General features: G+C 70.7%; 15 protein-coding genes. 8 read left to right on the top strand and 7 right to left on the bottom strand.

Features of this window, described 5'->3' with window-relative positions; genetic code table 11:
• From KME77_RS08405 to KME77_RS08425, 5 genes are all read right to left on the bottom strand, one after another.
• Positions 1-1,478 (bottom strand): terpene synthase family protein (locus KME77_RS08405; RefSeq protein WP_219463665.1); only part of this gene is annotated, 1,478 nt, incomplete at its 3' end.
• Between the two features lie 35 nt (positions 1,479-1,513).
• Positions 1,514-2,887 (bottom strand): family 2B encapsulin nanocompartment shell protein, encoded by a 1,374-nt coding sequence (locus KME77_RS08410; RefSeq protein ID WP_219463688.1) that lies wholly within the window; start codon positions 2,885-2,887, stop codon positions 1,514-1,516.
• A 53-nt stretch (positions 2,888-2,940) separates the two neighbouring features.
• Positions 2,941-4,338 carry a family 2B encapsulin nanocompartment shell protein gene (locus KME77_RS08415; RefSeq protein ID WP_219463667.1) on the bottom strand — a complete coding sequence of 466 codons (1,398 nt, stop codon included), beginning with the start codon at positions 4,336-4,338 and terminating at the stop codon, positions 2,941-2,943.
• A gap of 27 nt (positions 4,339-4,365) precedes the next feature.
• A complete protein-coding gene (locus tag KME77_RS08420) occupies positions 4,366-5,298 on the bottom strand; it encodes a 4-hydroxy-3-methylbut-2-enyl diphosphate reductase (RefSeq protein ID WP_219463690.1) in 933 nt (310 codons plus the stop codon).
• Positions 5,299-5,319: 21 nt separating this feature from the next.
• Positions 5,320-6,369, bottom strand: a complete 1,050-nt coding sequence (locus tag KME77_RS08425) for a polyprenyl synthetase family protein (protein ID WP_219463668.1) — start codon at positions 6,367-6,369, stop codon at positions 5,320-5,322.
• Positions 6,370-6,491: 122 nt separating this feature from the next.
• Between KME77_RS08425 and KME77_RS08430 the strand changes: the two genes are divergently transcribed.
• Entirely contained in the window at positions 6,492-8,246 is a 1,755-nt protein-coding gene (locus KME77_RS08430; RefSeq protein WP_219463670.1) for a 1-deoxy-D-xylulose-5-phosphate synthase, read from the top strand.
• Complete coding sequence (gene ispG / locus KME77_RS08435) at positions 8,234-9,346, top strand: flavodoxin-dependent (E)-4-hydroxy-3-methylbut-2-enyl-diphosphate synthase (RefSeq protein ID WP_219463672.1); 1,113 nt, start codon at positions 8,234-8,236, stop codon at positions 9,344-9,346. The genes KME77_RS08430 and ispG overlap by 13 nt, the downstream gene beginning before the upstream one ends.
• Here the strand turns inward: ispG and KME77_RS08440 are convergent.
• Entirely contained in the window at positions 9,343-9,930 is a 588-nt protein-coding gene (locus KME77_RS08440; RefSeq protein ID WP_219463674.1) for a TetR/AcrR family transcriptional regulator, read from the bottom strand. The genes ispG and KME77_RS08440 overlap by 4 nt on opposite strands.
• Positions 9,931-10,122: 192 nt before the next feature.
• On the opposite strand from KME77_RS08440, the gene KME77_RS08445 reads away from it, so the two are divergent.
• The 5 genes from KME77_RS08445 (at position 10,123) to KME77_RS08465 (ending at position 14,710) form a co-directional block, all read left to right on the top strand.
• Complete coding sequence (locus KME77_RS08445) at positions 10,123-10,728, top strand: flavodoxin family protein (RefSeq protein WP_219463676.1); 606 nt, start codon at positions 10,123-10,125, stop codon at positions 10,726-10,728.
• A 23-nt stretch (positions 10,729-10,751) separates the two neighbouring features.
• Entirely contained in the window at positions 10,752-11,933 is a 1,182-nt protein-coding gene (locus KME77_RS08450) for a zinc-dependent alcohol dehydrogenase (RefSeq protein ID WP_219463677.1), read from the top strand.
• Positions 11,934-12,011: 78 nt separating this feature from the next.
• Positions 12,012-13,058: an NAD-dependent epimerase/dehydratase family protein gene (locus tag KME77_RS29775; RefSeq protein ID WP_219463678.1), complete on the top strand. Its 1,047-nt coding sequence runs from the start codon at positions 12,012-12,014 to the stop codon at positions 13,056-13,058.
• A 182-nt stretch (positions 13,059-13,240) separates the two neighbouring features.
• The gene (locus tag KME77_RS08460) at positions 13,241-13,681 is read left to right on the top strand and encodes an ATP-binding protein (RefSeq protein ID WP_219463679.1); all 441 of its coding nucleotides are present in this window, start codon (positions 13,241-13,243) and stop codon (positions 13,679-13,681) included.
• A gap of 150 nt (positions 13,682-13,831) precedes the next feature.
• Positions 13,832-14,710 (top strand): hypothetical protein, encoded by an 879-nt coding sequence (locus tag KME77_RS08465; protein WP_219463680.1) that lies wholly within the window; start codon positions 13,832-13,834, stop codon positions 14,708-14,710.
• 27 nt (positions 14,711-14,737) lie between these two features.
• Here KME77_RS08465 and KME77_RS08470 read toward each other — a convergent pair whose 3' ends face one another.
• Positions 14,738-15,241 carry an STAS domain-containing protein gene (locus tag KME77_RS08470; RefSeq protein ID WP_219463683.1) on the bottom strand — a complete coding sequence of 168 codons (504 nt, stop codon included), beginning with the start codon at positions 15,239-15,241 and terminating at the stop codon, positions 14,738-14,740.
• Positions 15,242-15,469: 228 nt separating this feature from the next.
• Here KME77_RS08470 and KME77_RS08475 point away from each other — a divergent pair, with 228 nt between their 5' ends.
• Positions 15,470-16,345 (top strand): PRC and DUF2382 domain-containing protein, encoded by an 876-nt coding sequence (locus KME77_RS08475; protein WP_246609430.1) that lies wholly within the window; start codon positions 15,470-15,472, stop codon positions 16,343-16,345.
• Positions 16,346-16,484 lie beyond the last annotated feature (139 nt).

Below are 16,484 nucleotides of genomic sequence, written 5' to 3' on the forward strand. Positions count from 1 at the left end.
TCCAGCGCACTCGCCGGCGCCGGCGGCGGCGAGCTGTCGAGCGGCATGAACATCTCGAACCGTGCCACGGTGACGCGGGCCGCGGACAGGTTGCGCGACCTGCCGAACACGACGGGAAAGTAGTCGTCGCCGTAGGTGCCCCAGGCCAGCCAGGCCGAGCCCAGGTCGAGCTGCTCCGGGGTGGCGTCGGGGTCGAGCCCCGCCGCGCACAGCGGCAGGTCGTAGTCGGCGAGCTTGTCCTCGTCCCAGACGGCGGAGCCGGCCACACCCGGCTGAGCCTCCAGGATGCCCATCGCGTGCGCCCACGTGATCACGTTCCGGCGGGCGGCGGCCAGGTGGGGCGAGAGCCTGACCTTGAAGGGCATGTATACGTCCGGGATCCGGGACGGCCCCACCGGCGTGTACGGCGTGTGGGTGAAGGTACGGATCCGCTTGGCCCCGAGCAGGTTCACCAGCGACGTCATGCCCAGCGGCCGGTCGCCGCCGGCCTTCTCGTTCATGTACCTGCTGGAGCGCAGGTGCCAGGCGTGCCCGCCCGACTGCCAGTCCTGCAGCCCCTTGACGTAGGCGAGCACGCCCGCGCACGACAGCGGATCGAGCCCGCGCTCGACGAACAGCGGCCCCAGCTCGATGAACACCGTGTGCTCGAACTGCTGCAACCGCGAGGTCAGCAGGTCGTTGACCGAGTCGGCCGCCTCCTGCGTCGTGCACCCCAGGAACGTCTCCAGCACCAGGACGCCGTTGCTCAGCTCGCCCTCGTCCTGGGTCTCGCGCTGGTAGGAGAACAGGTCGTTGCGCAGGTGCACCGCGTCGGAGAACGTGTCGCACAGCACCCGCATCGGTCGCGACCCGGCGATCGAGGCCGGCACCTCGGCCCCCACCGCGTGCTCGACCAGCCCGGCCCCCCACGGCGCCCCGCCGACCTTGCGCCGCATCTCGATGTACTCGACCGGGTTGGGCACCCGGCCCGCGTTGATGTTGGAAAGCTCCCAGAGCGACTCGTTCAGCAGGTTGCGGGTGCTCTCCGCGAAACGCTCCCGCCAGGCCAGTGACCTGGCCGGCACGGTGCGCGCCCACAGGTCGGCCAGCCCCGCCTCCACCGGGTTCACCGGCTCGGGAGTGCCGCACGACAGGTCCATGGGCATGAACGCGGGCAGCCGGTCCAGGTACTCCTTGCCGCTCCCGCGGTCATGGGTGCGCTTGAACAGCGTCAGGAACTGGTCGTCGAAGAAGAACACCCACACGTACCAGTCCGTGATCAGCGACAGCTCGTCGGCGTCGCAGTCGGGATGCGTGTACGCGCACAGCAGGGCGTAGTCGTGGGCGTCGAGGTCGGCCTGCTCCCACACCCCCGACCCCTCCAGCATCCCCATGCCACGGGCCCACTCCCTGGAGTGGGCCCGCGCCTCCTCCAGATGCGGGTTGAGCCGGGCGGGGTACGGCACGTAGAAGTCGGGCAGTTCGAACGGCTGCGCCATGGATCAGTGAGCCCCTTCCTCGTGGGCGCGAGGCATCAGCCCGCCACCTCGACGTTCTCCAGCATGCCGAGCGCGTTGGGCACCAGGACGGCCGCCGAGTAGTAGGCGCTGATCAGGTAGCTCATGATCCCCTTCTCGTCGATGCCGGTCAGGCGCACGTTGAGGCCCGGCTCGTACTCGTCCGGGATGCCGGTCTGGTACAGCCCGACGACCCCCGAGTCCTCCTCGCCCACCCGGAACGCCAGGATCGAGGTGGTGCCGTGCCGGCTGATCGGGAGCTTGTCGCACGGCAGGATCGGCACGCCGCGCCAGGCCGTCAGCCGGACCCCGTCGATCTCCACGACGTCCGGGTAGACGCCGAACGCGGTGCACTGCCTGCCGATCGCCGCGATGGCGCGCGGATGGGCCAGGTAATAACGGGTCTTCTTCCTGCGGCACAGAAGCTCGTCGAGGTCGTACGGGGTGGGCGGCCCCTCGCGGGTGGAGATCCGCTGCGTCGGATGGACGTTGTGCAGCAGCCCGAAGTCCCGGTTGACGAGCAGCTCCCGCTCCTGCGTCTCCCGCAGGGCCTGGACGGCGAGCCGGATCTGCTGGGCGGTCTGGTCCATCGGCTCGCTGTAGAGGTCGGCCACCCTGGTGTGCACCCTGACCCGGGTCTGGGAGACGCTCAGCTCGTACTCGCGCGGGCTCAGCTCGTAGTCCACGAACGTGCCGGGCAGCGGCTGCTCCCCGGTGTGGCCGGCGGCCATGGCGATCGCGGCCTCGCCGTGCTTGTTCTGCGGTTTGGACAGCTGGTCCAGGTTGGCGTAGACCCGCTCCCACATCGACGGGTCGCTGTCCATCAGCGCGCGGAACCCCAGCCACGGAAGGATCAGCACCGTGCAGGTGGTGCCGGCCCTCAGCGTGTACGGCCACCGGTCCTCCGCGCCGGGCAGGCCGTTGACGGTGTGGTCGCCGTCGGTCAGCGTGTCCTGGACGACGTCGGTGCCGTACGCGCCGGTCTGTACCTTCTGCACCCTGCCGTGGCCGATGAGCACGAGGTCGTCCGCCGGCTGGCCCTCCTCCACGATCGTCTCGCCCGCCGCGTACTCGCGCTGCTCGAACAGGCCCGCCAAGGTCGTGAGCAGGTCGTGGTCCTCGCACCCGCGCAGCAGCGGCAGCTCGGTGAGCGTGGGAGCGACGACCCGCATCGCCGCCCCGACGCTGGTGAAGCTGACCTTGCCGGCACCGACCTGGTAGGTGAGCCGGCGGTTCACCCGGTAGGTGCCGGCGCCGACATGTACCCACGGGAGCGCCCGCAGCAGCCAGCGTGAGGTGATCTCCTGCATCTGCGGGGCGGTCTTGGTCGTGGTGGCGAGCGTGCGCGCCGCCTCCGTGCCGAGACTCTGCCTCTGGTCCCGCTGGTCCATCTCCGTCAACCGAAACACCACCAATCAATAACGCCGGGTGAACCGGTCCGCCGTCAGTTACCGAGCTCGACGTCTTCCAGCACCGCGAGGGCGTCGGGGACGAGGACGGCGGCGGAGTAGTAGGCGCTGACCAGGTAGGAGATGATGGCCTTCTCGTTGACGTTCATGAAACGGACCGACAGGCTCGGCTGGTACTCGTCGGGGATGCCGGTCTGGTGCAGGCCGATCACGCCCTGGTTCTCCTGGCCGGTGCGCATCAGCATGACCGACGTGGTGTGCGTGCCGGAGATCGGGATCTTGTTGCACGGGAAGATCGGCACCCCGCGCCAGGCCGGGATCCGGTGCCCGTTGACCTCGCTGGCCTGCGGGTAGATGCCGCGCTTGCTGCACTCCCTGCCGAAGGCGGCGATGGCGCGCGGGTGTGCCAGGAAGAAGGAGGGCTCCTTCCAGACTGTGGCCAGCAGGTCGTCGAGGTCGTCGGGGGTGGGGGCGCCGTCGCGGGTGCGGATGCGCTGGCTGAAGTCGGCGTTGTGCAGCAGCCCGAACTCGCGGTTGTTGACCAGCTCGTGCTCCTGCCGCTCGCGCAGCGCCTCGACGGTCAGCCTGAGCTGCTGGTCGAGCTGGCTCATCGGCTGGTTGTACAGGTCGGTGACCCTGCTGTGCACCCGCAGGATCGTCTGGGCGACGCTCAGCTCGTACTCGCGGGGGCTCAGCTCGTAGTCCACGAACGTGCCGGGGAGCACCTGCTCGCCCATGTGGCCCGAGGACATGTCGATGGCGGCCTCGCCGTAGTCGTTCTGGGCCGCGTCCCTGTCGGCCCGGCGGCCCTCCAGGAAGTCGCGCAGCTCGGGCGACTGCTCGATGACCGACTCCAGGTCCTGCTGCGAGAGCGTGAGCAGGGTGCAGGCGGTCTTGGCCCGCGCGGTGTAGTCCCACACGTCCGGGTCGTCCAGCAGGTCCTCGCCGAAGTGGTCGCCGTCGGCCAGCACGCCCAGGTTCTGGTCGCCGTCGTAGGAGCCCTGCTTGGTCCGGGTGACCCGGCCGTGGGCGATGAGGATGAGCTGGTCGATCGGGGTGCCCTCGCGGACGATCTCCTCGCCGGGCTCGCACTCGCGCTGGCTGAAGCGCTCGGCGAGCGCGCCGAGCACCTCACTGTCGTCGAAGCCGGACAGCAGCCGCATCTCGGTCAGCTCGGCCGGGATGACGCGCACCTGCGAGCCCTCGGTGGTGAAGGTGATGCGGCCGTCGCCCAGCGTGTACGTCAGGCGGCGGTTGACCCGGAAGACGCCGCCGGAGCACTGCACCCAGGGCAGCAGCTTGAGCAGCCACCGTGAGGTGATCTCCTGCATCTGCGGCGGCGTCTTGGTCGTGGTCGCCAGGTTCTTCGCCGCATCGGTGCTGAGGCTGAGCTGGCCTCCATTGGGCGCGGTTGATTCGGTCGATTCGGTCATGAGGCACCACCAATCTTCATCGGATGACTAGCCGGAGTGCCGAGCGGATCGGAGCTCGGGCGGGAGGGAGAACGTGAGGGTCTCCTCGGTCAGCGTGACCGGCTCGACGTCGGCGAAGCCGCGCGCGAGCAGCCAGTCGAGCAGCTCGGAGACCAGTACTTCGGGGACGGAGGCGCCCGACGTCACGCCGACGGTCTCGACGCCGTCGAGCCAGCGCTCGTCGGCGTCGCCGGCCCTGTCGACGAGGTGGGCGGCGCCCGCGCCCGCGCTCAGCGCCACCTCGACGAGGCGGCGCGAGTTGGAGGAGTTGGCCGAGCCGACGACGATGACCAGCTCGCACTCGGCGGCGATCCTGGTGATCGCCTCCTGGCGGTTCTGGCTGGCGTAGCAGATGTCGTCGCTCGGCGGGTCGGCCAGCTGCGGGAACCGCTCGCGCAGCCGGGCGACCGCGGTCATCGTCTCGTCGACCGAGAGCGTGGTCTGCGACAGCCAGCTCATCCTGGCCGAGCCGCCGGTCCGCAGCTCCTCGGTGCGGGCCGGGTCCACCACGTGGATGCGGTCGGGGGCCTCGCCCAGCGTGCCCTCGACCTCCTCGTGGTCGGCGTGCCCGATGAGCACGATCTCGTGGCCCTCGCCGGCCAGCCGCACGGCCTCCTTGTGCACCTTGGTGACCAGCGGGCAGGTCGCGTCGACCGTACGCATGTCGCGGCGGGCCGCCTCGCCCTTGACGGCGGGCGCGACGCCGTGCGCCGAGAACACGACCAGGGCGCCGTCGGGCACCTCGTCGAGCTCGTCGACGAAGATCGCGCCGCGCCGGGTGAGGTCGTCGACCACGTGGGTGTTGTGGACGATCTGTTTGCGCACGTAGACGGGCGGCCCGTGCCGTCTCAGCACCTCCTGGACCGCCTCGATGGCACGTTCCACCCCCGCGCAGTAGCCGCGCGGGGCCGCCAGAAGCACTCGTCCCATGACCTTTTCCTCCTACCGGTCCCGGTGCGCGAGCTGGTCGGCCAGCAGGGTCAGCGCCACGCGCGCCTCGGGAGTGACGGGCGCTCCGTCGAGCGCCTCGGCGGCGTCGCGGACCCGATCGTCGATCATGTTCTCGACCTGGGTCAGGGCGCCGGAATCTCGGATGATCGCGCGCACCTCGTCGGCCTGCTCCTCCGCCAGGTCCTGGTTGCCGTGCCAGGCGCGCAGGTACGCGAGCTGCGCGGGCGTGGCCCGCCGCACGGCGTGCGCGAACAGGACGGTGTGCTTGCCCTCGCGCAGGTCGTCGAGCGACGACTTGCCGGTGTCGGCCGACGCGCCGAACATGCCGAGCACGTCGTCGCGGAGCTGGAAGGCCTCGCCGATCGGCACGCCGAACGCCGAGTAGCGCTCCAGCAGCGCCTCGTCGGCCCCGGCCAGCGCGCCGCCGATCTGCAGCGGGCGCTCCACGGTGTACTTGGCCGTCTTGTAGCGGATCACGGTCAGCGCCTGCGCGACGGTCGCGCCGGCGCGGAGCTGGCCGAGGATGTCCAGGTACTGGCCGCTGATGACCTCGGTGCGCATGGCGTCGAACAGGTGGTGCGCGGCGCGCAGCCGGACCGGCTCGACCCCGCACGACGACAGCAGCGCGTCCGACCAGGCCAGGCTGAGAGCCCCGAGCAGGATCCCGCCTGACTGGCCGAACGCCTCCGCGCCGGGCCCCTCGTGCAGGCGCGCCAGGCTCCGGTGGACGGTCGAGTGCCCCCTGCGCAGCTCGCTGCCGTCCATGATGTCGTCGTGGATGAGCAGGCCGCAGTGGCACAGCTCCAGGGCCGCCGCCGCGGTGATGATCTCGTCGCAGTCGTCGCCGCCCGCCCCGCGCCAGCCCCAGTAGCACAGCTGCGGGCGTACGCGCTTGCCGCCGCCGAGGATGAAGCCCGACAGCAGCTCGTAGGCCGCCACCACGTCGGGGTCGGAGATCGGGGCGCGCCACTCGTCGAGACAGCCCTTGAGGCGGTCGTCGACACGGGGTCCCACGAGGTCTTGCCGTACGCCGACCGTCATCCTGCAAGGCTCCTTCTGTAAAGCGTTCACTACCAATAGTTATCCTTTGAACACGGAGGGTGTAAAGTCTTTCCGTAGCAAACCCTTTACCGCATGTAGCGGAATCACTCCGTGGGGATGCCATGACTCCACTTCTGTCCCATGTCTCCCAACCCCATGACCTGTGTGATCTGTCCGCCGCCGAGCTGCGGGTCCTGGCCGGCGAGATCCGCGAGTTCCTCGTCCAGAAGGTGACCGCGCGGGGCGGTCACTTAGGGTCCAATCTCGGCATCGTCGAGCTGACGATCGCGCTGCACCGGGTCTTCGAGTCGCCGCGCGACGCGATCGTCTTCGACACCGGCCACCAGGCGTACGTGCACAAGATCCTCACCGGGCGCCGCGCCGAGTTCGACGAGCTGCGCCGGCGCGGCGGGCTCAGCGGCTACCCGGCCCGCCACGAGTCCGTCCACGACCACGTCGACAGCTCTCACGCCTCCACCGCCCTGTCCTACGCCGACGGCCTGGCCAAGGCGCGCGAGCTGCGCGGCGACCACGAGTCCGCGGTGGTGGCCGTCGTCGGCGACGGCGCGCTCACCGGCGGGGTGGCCTGGGAGGCCCTCAACAACCTGGCGGCGGACCCGCGACGGCCGGTCGTCGTGGTGCTCAACGACAACGGCCGCTCCTACGCCCCGACGGTCGGCGGCTGCGCGCGGCACCTGCGGCAGCTCGCCACCGCGTCCCACCCCGGCAGGGGAAACCTGTTCGAGAGCCTGGGCCTGCGCTATGTCGGCCCGGTCGACGGTCATGACGTCGCGGCGGTCGAGGCCGCCCTGACCACCGCACGCGAAATGGGGGAGCCCGTCGTGGTCCACTGCCTCACCCGTAAGGGCCAGGGTTACCGGCCCGCGCTCGGCGACCTCGACGAGCACCTGCACGCCATCCCCGTCAGCGACCCGGTGACCGGGCGTCCGCTGTCGTCCGGCGTGACCTGGACGCGCGCCTTCTCCGACCAGCTGTGCGCGCTGGGCGAGCGCCGTCCCGACCTGGTCGCGATCACCGCCGCCATGCCGGGGCCGACGGGGCTGGCGGCGTTCGGCAGGCGCTTCCCGGGCCGGATGTTCGACGTCGGCATCGCCGAGCAGCAGGCGCTCGCCTCGGCGGCGGGCATGGCGATGGCCGGGCTGCACCCGGTCGTCGCCGTCTACGCCACCTTCCTCAACCGCGCCGTCGACCAGGTGCTGATGGACGTCGCGCTGCACCGGCTGCCTGTCACGCTGGTCCTGGACCGGGCCGGGATCACCGGGCCCGACGGGGCCAGCCACCACGGCATGTGGGACCTGCCGCTGCTCTCGATCGTGCCCGGCATGCGGGTCGCCGCGCCGCGTGACGCCGTACGGCTGTGCGAGCTGCTGGAGGAGGCCTGCGACCACCGCGGCCCGACGGCGCTGCGCTTCCCCAAGGCCCAGGTCGGCGCGGAGCTGCCGGCGGTGGGCGCCTTCGGTGAGATGGACGTCCTGTCGTCGAGCGGCCGTGACGTGCTGATCGTGGCGGTGGGCGCGACGGCCGGGGCGTGCCTGGACGCCGCGGCGCTGCTCACCGGCGACGGGCTCGGCGTGACCGTGGTGGACCCGCGCTGGGTGATCCCGGTCGGCGACGACCTGGCCGAGGCGGCCCGCGGCAGCGCGCTGGTGATCACCGTGGAGGACGGCGTCGCCGTCTCCGGGGTCGGGTCCCTGATCAGACAGGCGTGCCCACCAGGACAGCACGTACTCAACCTCGGGCTGCCGTGCGACTTCATCCCGCACGGCGGCCGCTCCGAACTGCTGGCCGAGGCGGGCCTGACCGGCCTGGGCATCGCGTCAGCGGCACGAAGGGAACTTGACAGATGGCCACTGTGAACCTCGGCATCCCGGCCCTCCCGCACCGCGTCACGCGGGCGAGGCGCGTCTCCCGCCGCCTGATGGTGGGCCCGGTGCCCGTCGGCGGTGACGCGCCCGTCTCCGTGCAGTCGATGACCACGACCGTCACCGCCGACGTCAACGCCACGCTCCAGCAGATCGCCGAGCTGACCGCCGCCGGGTGCCAGATCGTCCGGGTGGCCGTGCCGTCCCAGGACGACGCCGACGCGCTGCCGGTCATCGCCCGCAAGTCGCAGATTCCTGTCATCGCCGACATCCACTTCCAGCCCAAGTACGTCTTCGCCGCGATCGAGGCTGGCTGCGCGGCGGTGCGCGTCAATCCCGGCAACATCAGGAAGTTCGACGACAAGGTGGGCGAGATCGCGCGGGCGGCGGCCGACCACGGCGTGCCGATCCGGATCGGCGTCAACGCCGGCTCGCTCGACCCCCGGCTGCTGGAGAAGTACGGCAAGGCCACGCCGGAGGCGCTGGTGGAGTCGGCGCTGTGGGAGTGCTCGCTGTTCGAGGAGCACGGTTTCGGCGACATCAAGATCTCGGTCAAGCACCATGACCCGCAGGTGATGATCGCCGCCTACCGGCTGCTGGCCGCCTCCTGCGACTACCCGCTGCACCTCGGCGTGACCGAGGCGGGGCCGCTCATGCAGGGGACGATCAAGTCGGCGGTGGCCTTCGGGGTGCTGCTGGAGGAGGGCATCGGCGACACGATCAGGGTCTCGCTGTCGGCCCCTCCGGTGGAGGAGGTCAAGGTCGGCATCGGCGTGCTGGAGTCGCTCGGGCTGCGTGAGCGGCGGCTGGAGATCGTCTCGTGCCCGTCGTGCGGGCGGGCCCAGGTGGACGTCTACACGCTGGCCGATCGGGTCGGCGCCGCGCTCGACGGCTTCCCGTACCCGCTGCGGGTGGCCGTCATGGGCTGCGTCGTCAACGGTCCCGGCGAGGCACGTGAGGCCGACCTGGGCGTGGCCTCCGGCAACGGCAAGGGGCAGATCTTCGTCAAGGGCCAGGTGATCAAGACCGTGCCCGAGTCGCAGATCGTGGAGACCCTGGTCGAGGAGGCAATGAAGCTCGCCGAGCTCGACTAGCGCCCGTAGATCTCCGCCACCAGCTCACGCACGCCCGCCGGCACGTCCTTGCCGGTCGGGGCATGCTCGGGGTCGAGCAGCCACTGCAGCATCGTCCCCGAGAACAGGGCGAGCTGCGCCGACCCGATCCGCAGGTCCCTCTCGCTGCCGATCTCCCCCTCCGGCACCCCCAGCACCAGGGCCGCGAACCCGCGGCGGCCGTCCCTGTTGCCGGCGGCCAGCCGCTCGCGCAGCTCGGGCGCGTGCTCCGCCTGCAGCAGCGCCTCGATGCTGGACAGCCACAGCGCCCGGTGCGTGGTGAACGACTCGACGATCCCGCCCCATGTCGCCTCGAACCGTTCGGCCGGGGTCGCGTCGGGTGAGATGTGGGCCGACAGCACCTCCTCCATCCGGTCGCCCCACTCCTCTATGGACTGGATGAGCGCGGCGTTGAGCAGCGCCTCCCGTGACCCGAAGTGGTAGCCGATGGCGGCCATGCTCACCCCGCCGGAGGCGGCGGAGATGTCGCGCACGGTGGTGCGGCCCCAGCCCTTCTCCGCCAGGCACTTGCGCGCCCCGGCCAGCAGGTCCTCCCGGTTTCCCATGCGTGGATGCTACCGCAGACTGGCGCGTGCGCCTCAGGCGTACGCCTAAGACATTCGTATTGCGCATATGCGCAAAACAGGGTTACGGTGCGGGCGACGAAAGGAGGGCGACCATGTCGAACCACGACGACGGCTGGGGCTAGCCGTTTGACGTGGGCTGATCGGGTAGGCGGCCTCTGAGGAGGTCGTGAGATGCGAGCTGTGGTGATCAACTGCACGTTGAAGCCCGGGCCCGAGCAGTCCAACACCGAGGCCCTGGCCGAGGTCGTGGCCGCGGAGTTGCGCGAGCGCAAGGTCGAGGTCGACACGGTCAGGGCCGTCGACCTGGACATACGGCCCGGAGTGCAGACCGATATGGGGCCCGGGGACGGGTGGCCGCGCGTGCACGACACGCTGCTGCGGGCCGAGATCCTGATCATGGCGACGCCCACCTGGGTCGGGCACCCGTCGTCGGTCGCCCAGCGGGTGCTGGAGCGCATGGACGCGATGATCTCCGAGACCGACGACGCCGGCCGTCCCGTGGCCTACGACCGGGTGGCCGGCGTGGTCGTGACCGGCAACGAGGACGGCGCGCACCACGTGACCAGCGAGATCACCGGGGCGCTGGGCGACATCGGGTACACGATTCCCGGCCAGGCGTGGACCTACTGGCACCTCGGGCCGGGGCCGGGGCCCGACTACCTCGACACCGACCAGGGACGCGAGTGGTCGCACAAGACCGGGCGGGCCATGGCGGCCAACCTGTTCGCCGTCGCCGAGGCGCTCGCCGCACGCCCCATGACCGCCCCGCCCGAGTAGGACCGTCAGATCGAGGAGGCGCCATGAAGGCTGTTACCTGGCACGGCAAGCGCGACGTGCGGGTCGAGGAGGTGCCCGACCCGGTCGTCAAGGAGCCGACGGACGCCGTCATCAAGGTCACCACCACCGGGATCTGCGGCTCGGACCTGCACCTGTACGAGGTCCTCGGCCCGTTCATGGGCGAGGGGGACATCCTCGGGCACGAGCCCATGGGCATCGTCGAGGAGGTCGGCGCCGAGGTCACGAACCTGCGGCCGGGTGACCGCGTCGTGGTGCCGTTCAACATCTCATGCGGGCACTGTCACATGTGCGGGCTGGAGCTGTACGCGCAGTGCGAGACCACCCAGGTGCGCGAGCAGGGCATGGGGGCGGCGCTGTTCGGCTACACCAAGCTGTACGGGCAGGTGCCCGGCGGGCAGGCCGAGTACCTGAGGGTGCCGCAGGCCCAGTTCGGCCCGATCAAGGTGCCGGAGGGTCCGCCGGACGAGCGGTTCGTCTACCTGTCGGACGTGGTGCCCACCTCCTGGCAGGCCGTCGAGTGGGCGCACGTGCCCGACGGCGGCAGCGTCACCGTCTTCGGCCTCGGGCCCATCGGCCAGATGTGCGTCCGCATCGCCCGTCACCGGGGCTACCGGGTGATCGGCGTGGACGGCGTACCCGAACGCCTGGAGATGGCCCGGCGGCACGGCGCCGAGGTCATCGACGCGCGTCACGCGGGCGACGTGCCCGACGCGGTGCGCGACCTCACCTCCGGGCGCGGCACCGACTCGGTGATCGACGCCGTCGGCATGGAGGCGCACGGCTCGCCCGCCGCGCGGCTCGCCCAGCAGGCGACGGGGCTGCTGCCGGACGCGCTCGCCGCGCCGCTGATGTCCCGCGCGGGGGTGGACCGGCTGGCGGTGCTGAACCAGGCCATCGACACCGTCCGGCGCGGCGGCGTCATCTCGCTCAGCGGCGTCTACGGCGGGATGACGGATCCGCTGCCGATGCTGCGGATGTTCGACAAGGGCGTCACGATCCGGATGGGCCAGGCGCACGTCCGGCGGTGGATCGACGCGGTGATGCCGCTGGTGAGCGACGACGCCGACCCGCTCGGGGTGATGGATCTGGCCACCCACCGGCTGCCGCTGCAGGAGGCGCCGCACGGGTACGAGATCTTCCAGAAGAAGCGGGACGGAGCGATAAAGGTGCTGCTCGCGCCTTAACCACCGGTTTGCAGGGGCGGCCGCGAAATCGCAGATCAGACAGGGTTTCGCGGCCGTGAGGCGGGGCAGCGGAGCCGCATGAGAGTGGTCGTGGTGGGGGCGACGGGCAATGTGGGCACGAGTGTGGTCAAGGCGCTGGCGGCCGACAGCGAGGTGAGCTCGATCGTCGGCGTGGCGCGCCGGGTACCGGGGTGGCAGCCGAGCAAGACGGAGTGGCGCACCGCCGACGTGGCGGTGGACGACCTGACGGGGATCTTCGACGGCGCCGACGCGGTGGTGCACCTGGCATGGCTGTTCCAGCCGACCAGGAACGCCGACGTCACCTGGCGGGCGAACGTGCTGGGCAGCATGCGGGTCTTCCGCGCGGTGGCGGAGACGGGGGTGCCGGTGCTGGCGCACGCCTCGTCGGTGGGGGCGTACTCGCCGGGGCCGCAGGACCGGCCCGTGGACGAGAGCTGGCCGACGCACGGCTGGCCGGGGGCGGCGTACGGGCGGGAGAAGGCGTACGTCGAGCGGGTCCTCGACGTCTTCGAGAACGACAACCCCGGCATCCGGGTGGTGCGGATGCGGCCGGGGTTCATCTTCAAGCGGGAGGCCGCGACCGAGCAGCGGCGGCTGTTCGCCGGGCCGTTCCTGCCGCGGCGGGCGATCAGGGCGGGCAGGCTGCCGTTCGTGCCGGACGTACGGGGGCTCAAGCTCCAGGCGCTGCACTCGGACGACGCGGGGGAGGCGTTCCGGCTGGCGGTGGTCAACCCCGTGTCGGGGCCGTTCAACCTGGCGGCGGACCCGGTGATCGACTTCCAGGTGCTGGCGCGGCTGCTGGAGGCCAGGAGCGTGCCGGTGTCGTCGTGGGTGGCGCGGACGGCCGTGGCCGCCGGGTGGCACCTGCGGCTGGTGCCCGCCGCGCCCGGACTGCTGGAGCTGGCCCTGCAGATCCCGCTGATGGACACGAGCCGAGCCCGCGATGTGCTGGGATGGACGCCCAAGCACACGGCGGAGGAGGCCGTACGAGAGCTGCTGGAGGGCCTGTACGCGGGCGCCGGCATGGACACCCCGCCACTGGCGCCGGACACGGCCCGTGGCAGGCTTCGCGAACTGGCCTCCGGCGTCGGCGCCCGGCCGTGACCGGATTTCCCGAGCTTGTAGCCCAAATCCCGGCCGACGGTGTAAGACCTGAAGGAAAGGGAAGGGCGAAGGGTTGTAAAGGGTCCAGAAGCGAGGCCTATATGTCGACGCGGTGACAGCCCGGCGCATACGAGGAGCTTGCGATGCATACCCTGTTGGCTCAGTCCTTCACCATCCGTGACGTGACTGCCCTCAGGAGAACGGTGTTCGAACAGGCCGCGGCCTGCGGCCTGACCGGAGCGCGGCTGGAGGACTACGTCCTGGCCGTGCACGAGAGCGTCATCAACGCCGTGGAGCACGGCGGCGGGCGTGGGCACTTCACGCTGTGGACGATCGACCGGATGCTGCGGTCGGAGACCACCGACCACGGCCCCGGCATACCTGGCGGGTACGTGGACGGGCTCCGGCTGCCGGCCGACTCCTCGTTCACCGGCAGGGGGATCTACCTGATCCGCCGCCTGTGCGACAACGCCTGCTTCCTGACCGGCACGACGGGCACCACGGTCCAGCTGACGATGTGGCTGCCGCAGCCGGCGCACCTCTCGCCGACGCGGGCGCCGATGAGGCGGGTCAGGGTCACCGCCGGGGGAGGCCACGAGCGGGTGGACGGCTTCCGGGCCTAACTATTTATCCGCTTTCAACCAAAAGTCAACCGTGACACTGCAATGTCATCCCACATGACGTCGCATCGACTCTCTCAAGAGTTAACGGATATCCCCGAGGCCCCTCCTTCTCCCGAGCCCGAGGAGCAGGAGACGGGCAGTGTCATCGGCATGCTGGAGCGCATCGGCTCCGTGGTCGTTCCCGTGGGCGTGGGCCTGTACGCAATGCTTTATCTGGGCATCCAGCAGATGTACTGGGTCTTCGACATCAATCCCGAACAGGCGGGCATCGACCAGTCCGTCCTGCTGGGACGGCTCATGGGCACGCTCATCCTCCTGCTGCTCGTCCTGCTGCCCACGATCGGGGTGCTGGTCGCGGTGGGCTGGCTGCTCGACAAGCTGACCGGCGGCCTGATCGGCCGGATCGTCGGCGGGATCAGGCGGCGGCCGTGGATCGCGGCGATCCTGGCCGCCGCCTGGTGCGGGCTCACCTATCTGAGCATCACCTACCTCCTGGCCCAGGAGATCTCGCTCACGTATGTGCTGTTCGCCCTGGTGCTCGGCATCCTGGCGTTCGTGGTGCCGTTCAGGCTGCTGCGCCGTAAGCCGGTCGGGCGGGCCGGGATGAAGGTGCTGGTCGGCGCGCTCACCGGGATCGGGCTCGGCATGGTCCTGCTCATCGGGCTGGTGCTCGGCGCGATCGACGTGCGCAACACCGGTCAGGCCAACGAACTGCTGGGCGCGGTGGGCTTCCAGGACCAGTGGGTGGTGGTGAAGGACGGCGACGACAAGCCGCTGTACGACGGGCGCGACATCATGCTGCTCGGCGAGAGCGACGGCACGTACCTCTTCTACGACTGCGACAAGATGGAGACCTTCCGGCGCGCGGCCGAGGGGACCAACCTCGGCAACATCCGGCTCGACCCGGAGCGGGAGGAGGGCTTCACCTGCGGCCAGCTGGTGAAGGACGGCGAGGAGGAGAAGACCGAGGAAGGCACGGCCTCCACCACGAACGACAAGCCCAAGAGCGAGCAGCCGGCGAACGGCTGAGCCGCGCCGCCCCGTCGCGCCGGCCGCTCAGGCGGCCCCGGGGCCGTTGCCCGTGACGGGGCCGCTGTCTCCCGTCGCGGGCCCGCCACCGCTGGAGGCGGGCTCACCGCTCCCGGAGGCGGGCTCGCCGCCGCCGGGGACAGGGGCGCCGTTCCCGGCCGTGGGGCGGCGGGGCGGCTGGGAGGGGGTGAGCGCGGCGGTGAGCGCGTCCTGGACCGACAGGTGCACGGGCAGGTGCTCGCCGATCCTGGTCACCTCGACGAGCCTGGCGGGCATGGGCTGCAGCGCCGCCAGGCGGACGCTTCCGCCGTGCTGGCGGGAGTAGGCGTAGGTGTTGAGCAGCACCCGCAGCCCGGCGCTGTCCATGAAGTGGACCTCGGTGAGGTCGAAGACGAGGTGGTCGCCGGGCCGCTGGCGGGACTCCCGTACGAACAGGTCGAGCCGACCCTCGTTGGTCACGTCGAGCTCGCCGCCCACGGCGATCACCGTCACGCCGGGCAGGTGCTGGCAGGCGTACGTCAGCCAGGACATGGGGCGTTCCGCCGGCCGGGCGCGGCTGCGAGCGGACGCCGCCGCGGAGGGGGATAGCTCGCCATGCCTGCACCATAGTCCTTCCGCCGTCCCAAGCGGTGTCCAAGACGGCCCCAAACCTCGCGTAGATAGTGTGGGTTTGAGGTGATTCGGGGTATTTGTCCTTCTTGAATCTCGGCAGGCATGTCGGCTTGCCGACGGACGGCAATCGGGGGGATCGCCGTGGCAATGCAAACAGAGGTTCGCAGCCTGCTCGGCAGCCGCGTCATCGGCGCGGACGGCGAGGAGATCGGGAAGGTGGGACAGGTCTACATCAGCGACCACACCGGCCGGCCCGAATGGCTGACCGTTCGTACGGGACTCTTCGGGCTCAAGCAAACGTTCGTCCCGCTGATGAACTCACGCCGCTCGAACGAGGGGATCTATGTCCCCTTCGACAAGGACACCATCAAGCACGCGCCGAACATCGACGTCGACGGCGACCTCTCGGCGCCGGAGGAGGCCGAGCTCTACCGCTACTACGGCATGCGGGGCATCCCTACCCAGAGCAGGTCCGAGCAGGGCATGGGGCAGGGCAAGAAGCGCGGTTCCGATCGGGACACGACGTCCGACCGGGACATGGGGCGCACCGGCGACCTCGACATGACCCGGTCCGAGGAGGAGATGCACGTCGGCAAGGAGCGGCACGAGGCCGGCCGCGTGCACCTGCACAAGTACGTGGACACCGAGAACGTCCAGCGGACGGTGCCCCTGGAGCGGGACCGCGTCGTGGTCGATCGCGAGCCGATCACCGACGGCGACGAGATGCTCGGGACCGGGGAGATCAGCGAGGACGAGGAGACGATCGTCGTCTACGAGGAGCGCCCGGTGCAGGCCACCGAGACGCGGCCCGTCGAGCGCGTCCACATCCGCCGCGAAAAGGAGCGGCACGACGAGACCGTCGAGGGCCAGGTGCGCAGGGAGCGGATCGAGGTCGAGGAGGAGGGCAGGCCGCTGGACCGCGGCGACGAGATGCACAGCCGTGACGTCCGCCGCGACCCGATGCGCGACTCCACGGGTGACCCGATGCGCGACGACCAGGATGACCTGCCGCCCGAGCGGTGAGGCGCCGCCCGAGCGGTGATGCGCGGCGCGAGCGGTGAGGCGCGGCGCGAGCGGTGAGGCGCGGCGCGAAGGCCCAGGCCGGGGAGACTCGGCCTGGGCCCTCGTCACAGCCGCCGGGAGGCGGGCGGGTGCTCCTAGG

It is taken from the genome of Nonomuraea rhizosphaerae (assembly GCF_019396405.1).
Lineage (GTDB): Bacteria > Actinomycetota > Actinomycetes > Streptosporangiales > Streptosporangiaceae > Nonomuraea > Nonomuraea rhizosphaerae.

Excerpts from the sequence above, each read along its gene's own strand:
- KME77_RS08410 (WP_219463688.1), bottom strand. The coding sequence starts at position 2,887 with ATGGACCAGCGGGACCAGAGGCAGAGTCTCGGCACGGAGGCGGCGCGC.
- KME77_RS08415 (WP_219463667.1), bottom strand. The coding sequence starts at position 4,338 with ATGACCGAATCGACCGAATCAACCGCGCCCAATGGAGGCCAGCTCAGC.
- KME77_RS08425 (WP_219463668.1), bottom strand. The coding sequence starts at position 6,369 with ATGACGGTCGGCGTACGGCAAGACCTCGTGGGACCCCGTGTCGACGAC.
- KME77_RS08430 (WP_219463670.1), top strand. The coding sequence starts at position 6,492 with ATGACTCCACTTCTGTCCCATGTCTCCCAACCCCATGACCTGTGTGAT.
- ispG (WP_219463672.1), top strand. The coding sequence starts at position 8,234 with ATGGCCACTGTGAACCTCGGCATCCCGGCCCTCCCGCACCGCGTCACG.
- KME77_RS08440 (WP_219463674.1), bottom strand. The coding sequence starts at position 9,930 with ATGGGAAACCGGGAGGACCTGCTGGCCGGGGCGCGCAAGTGCCTGGCG.
- KME77_RS08445 (WP_219463676.1), top strand. The coding sequence starts at position 10,123 with ATGCGAGCTGTGGTGATCAACTGCACGTTGAAGCCCGGGCCCGAGCAG.
- KME77_RS08450 (WP_219463677.1), top strand. The coding sequence starts at position 10,752 with ATGAAGGCTGTTACCTGGCACGGCAAGCGCGACGTGCGGGTCGAGGAG.
- KME77_RS29775 (WP_219463678.1), top strand. The coding sequence starts at position 12,012 with ATGAGAGTGGTCGTGGTGGGGGCGACGGGCAATGTGGGCACGAGTGTG.
- KME77_RS08465 (WP_219463680.1), top strand. The coding sequence starts at position 13,832 with ATGCTGGAGCGCATCGGCTCCGTGGTCGTTCCCGTGGGCGTGGGCCTG.
- KME77_RS08470 (WP_219463683.1), bottom strand. The coding sequence starts at position 15,241 with ATGTCCTGGCTGACGTACGCCTGCCAGCACCTGCCCGGCGTGACGGTG.
- KME77_RS08475 (WP_246609430.1), top strand. The coding sequence starts at position 15,470 with ATGCAAACAGAGGTTCGCAGCCTGCTCGGCAGCCGCGTCATCGGCGCG.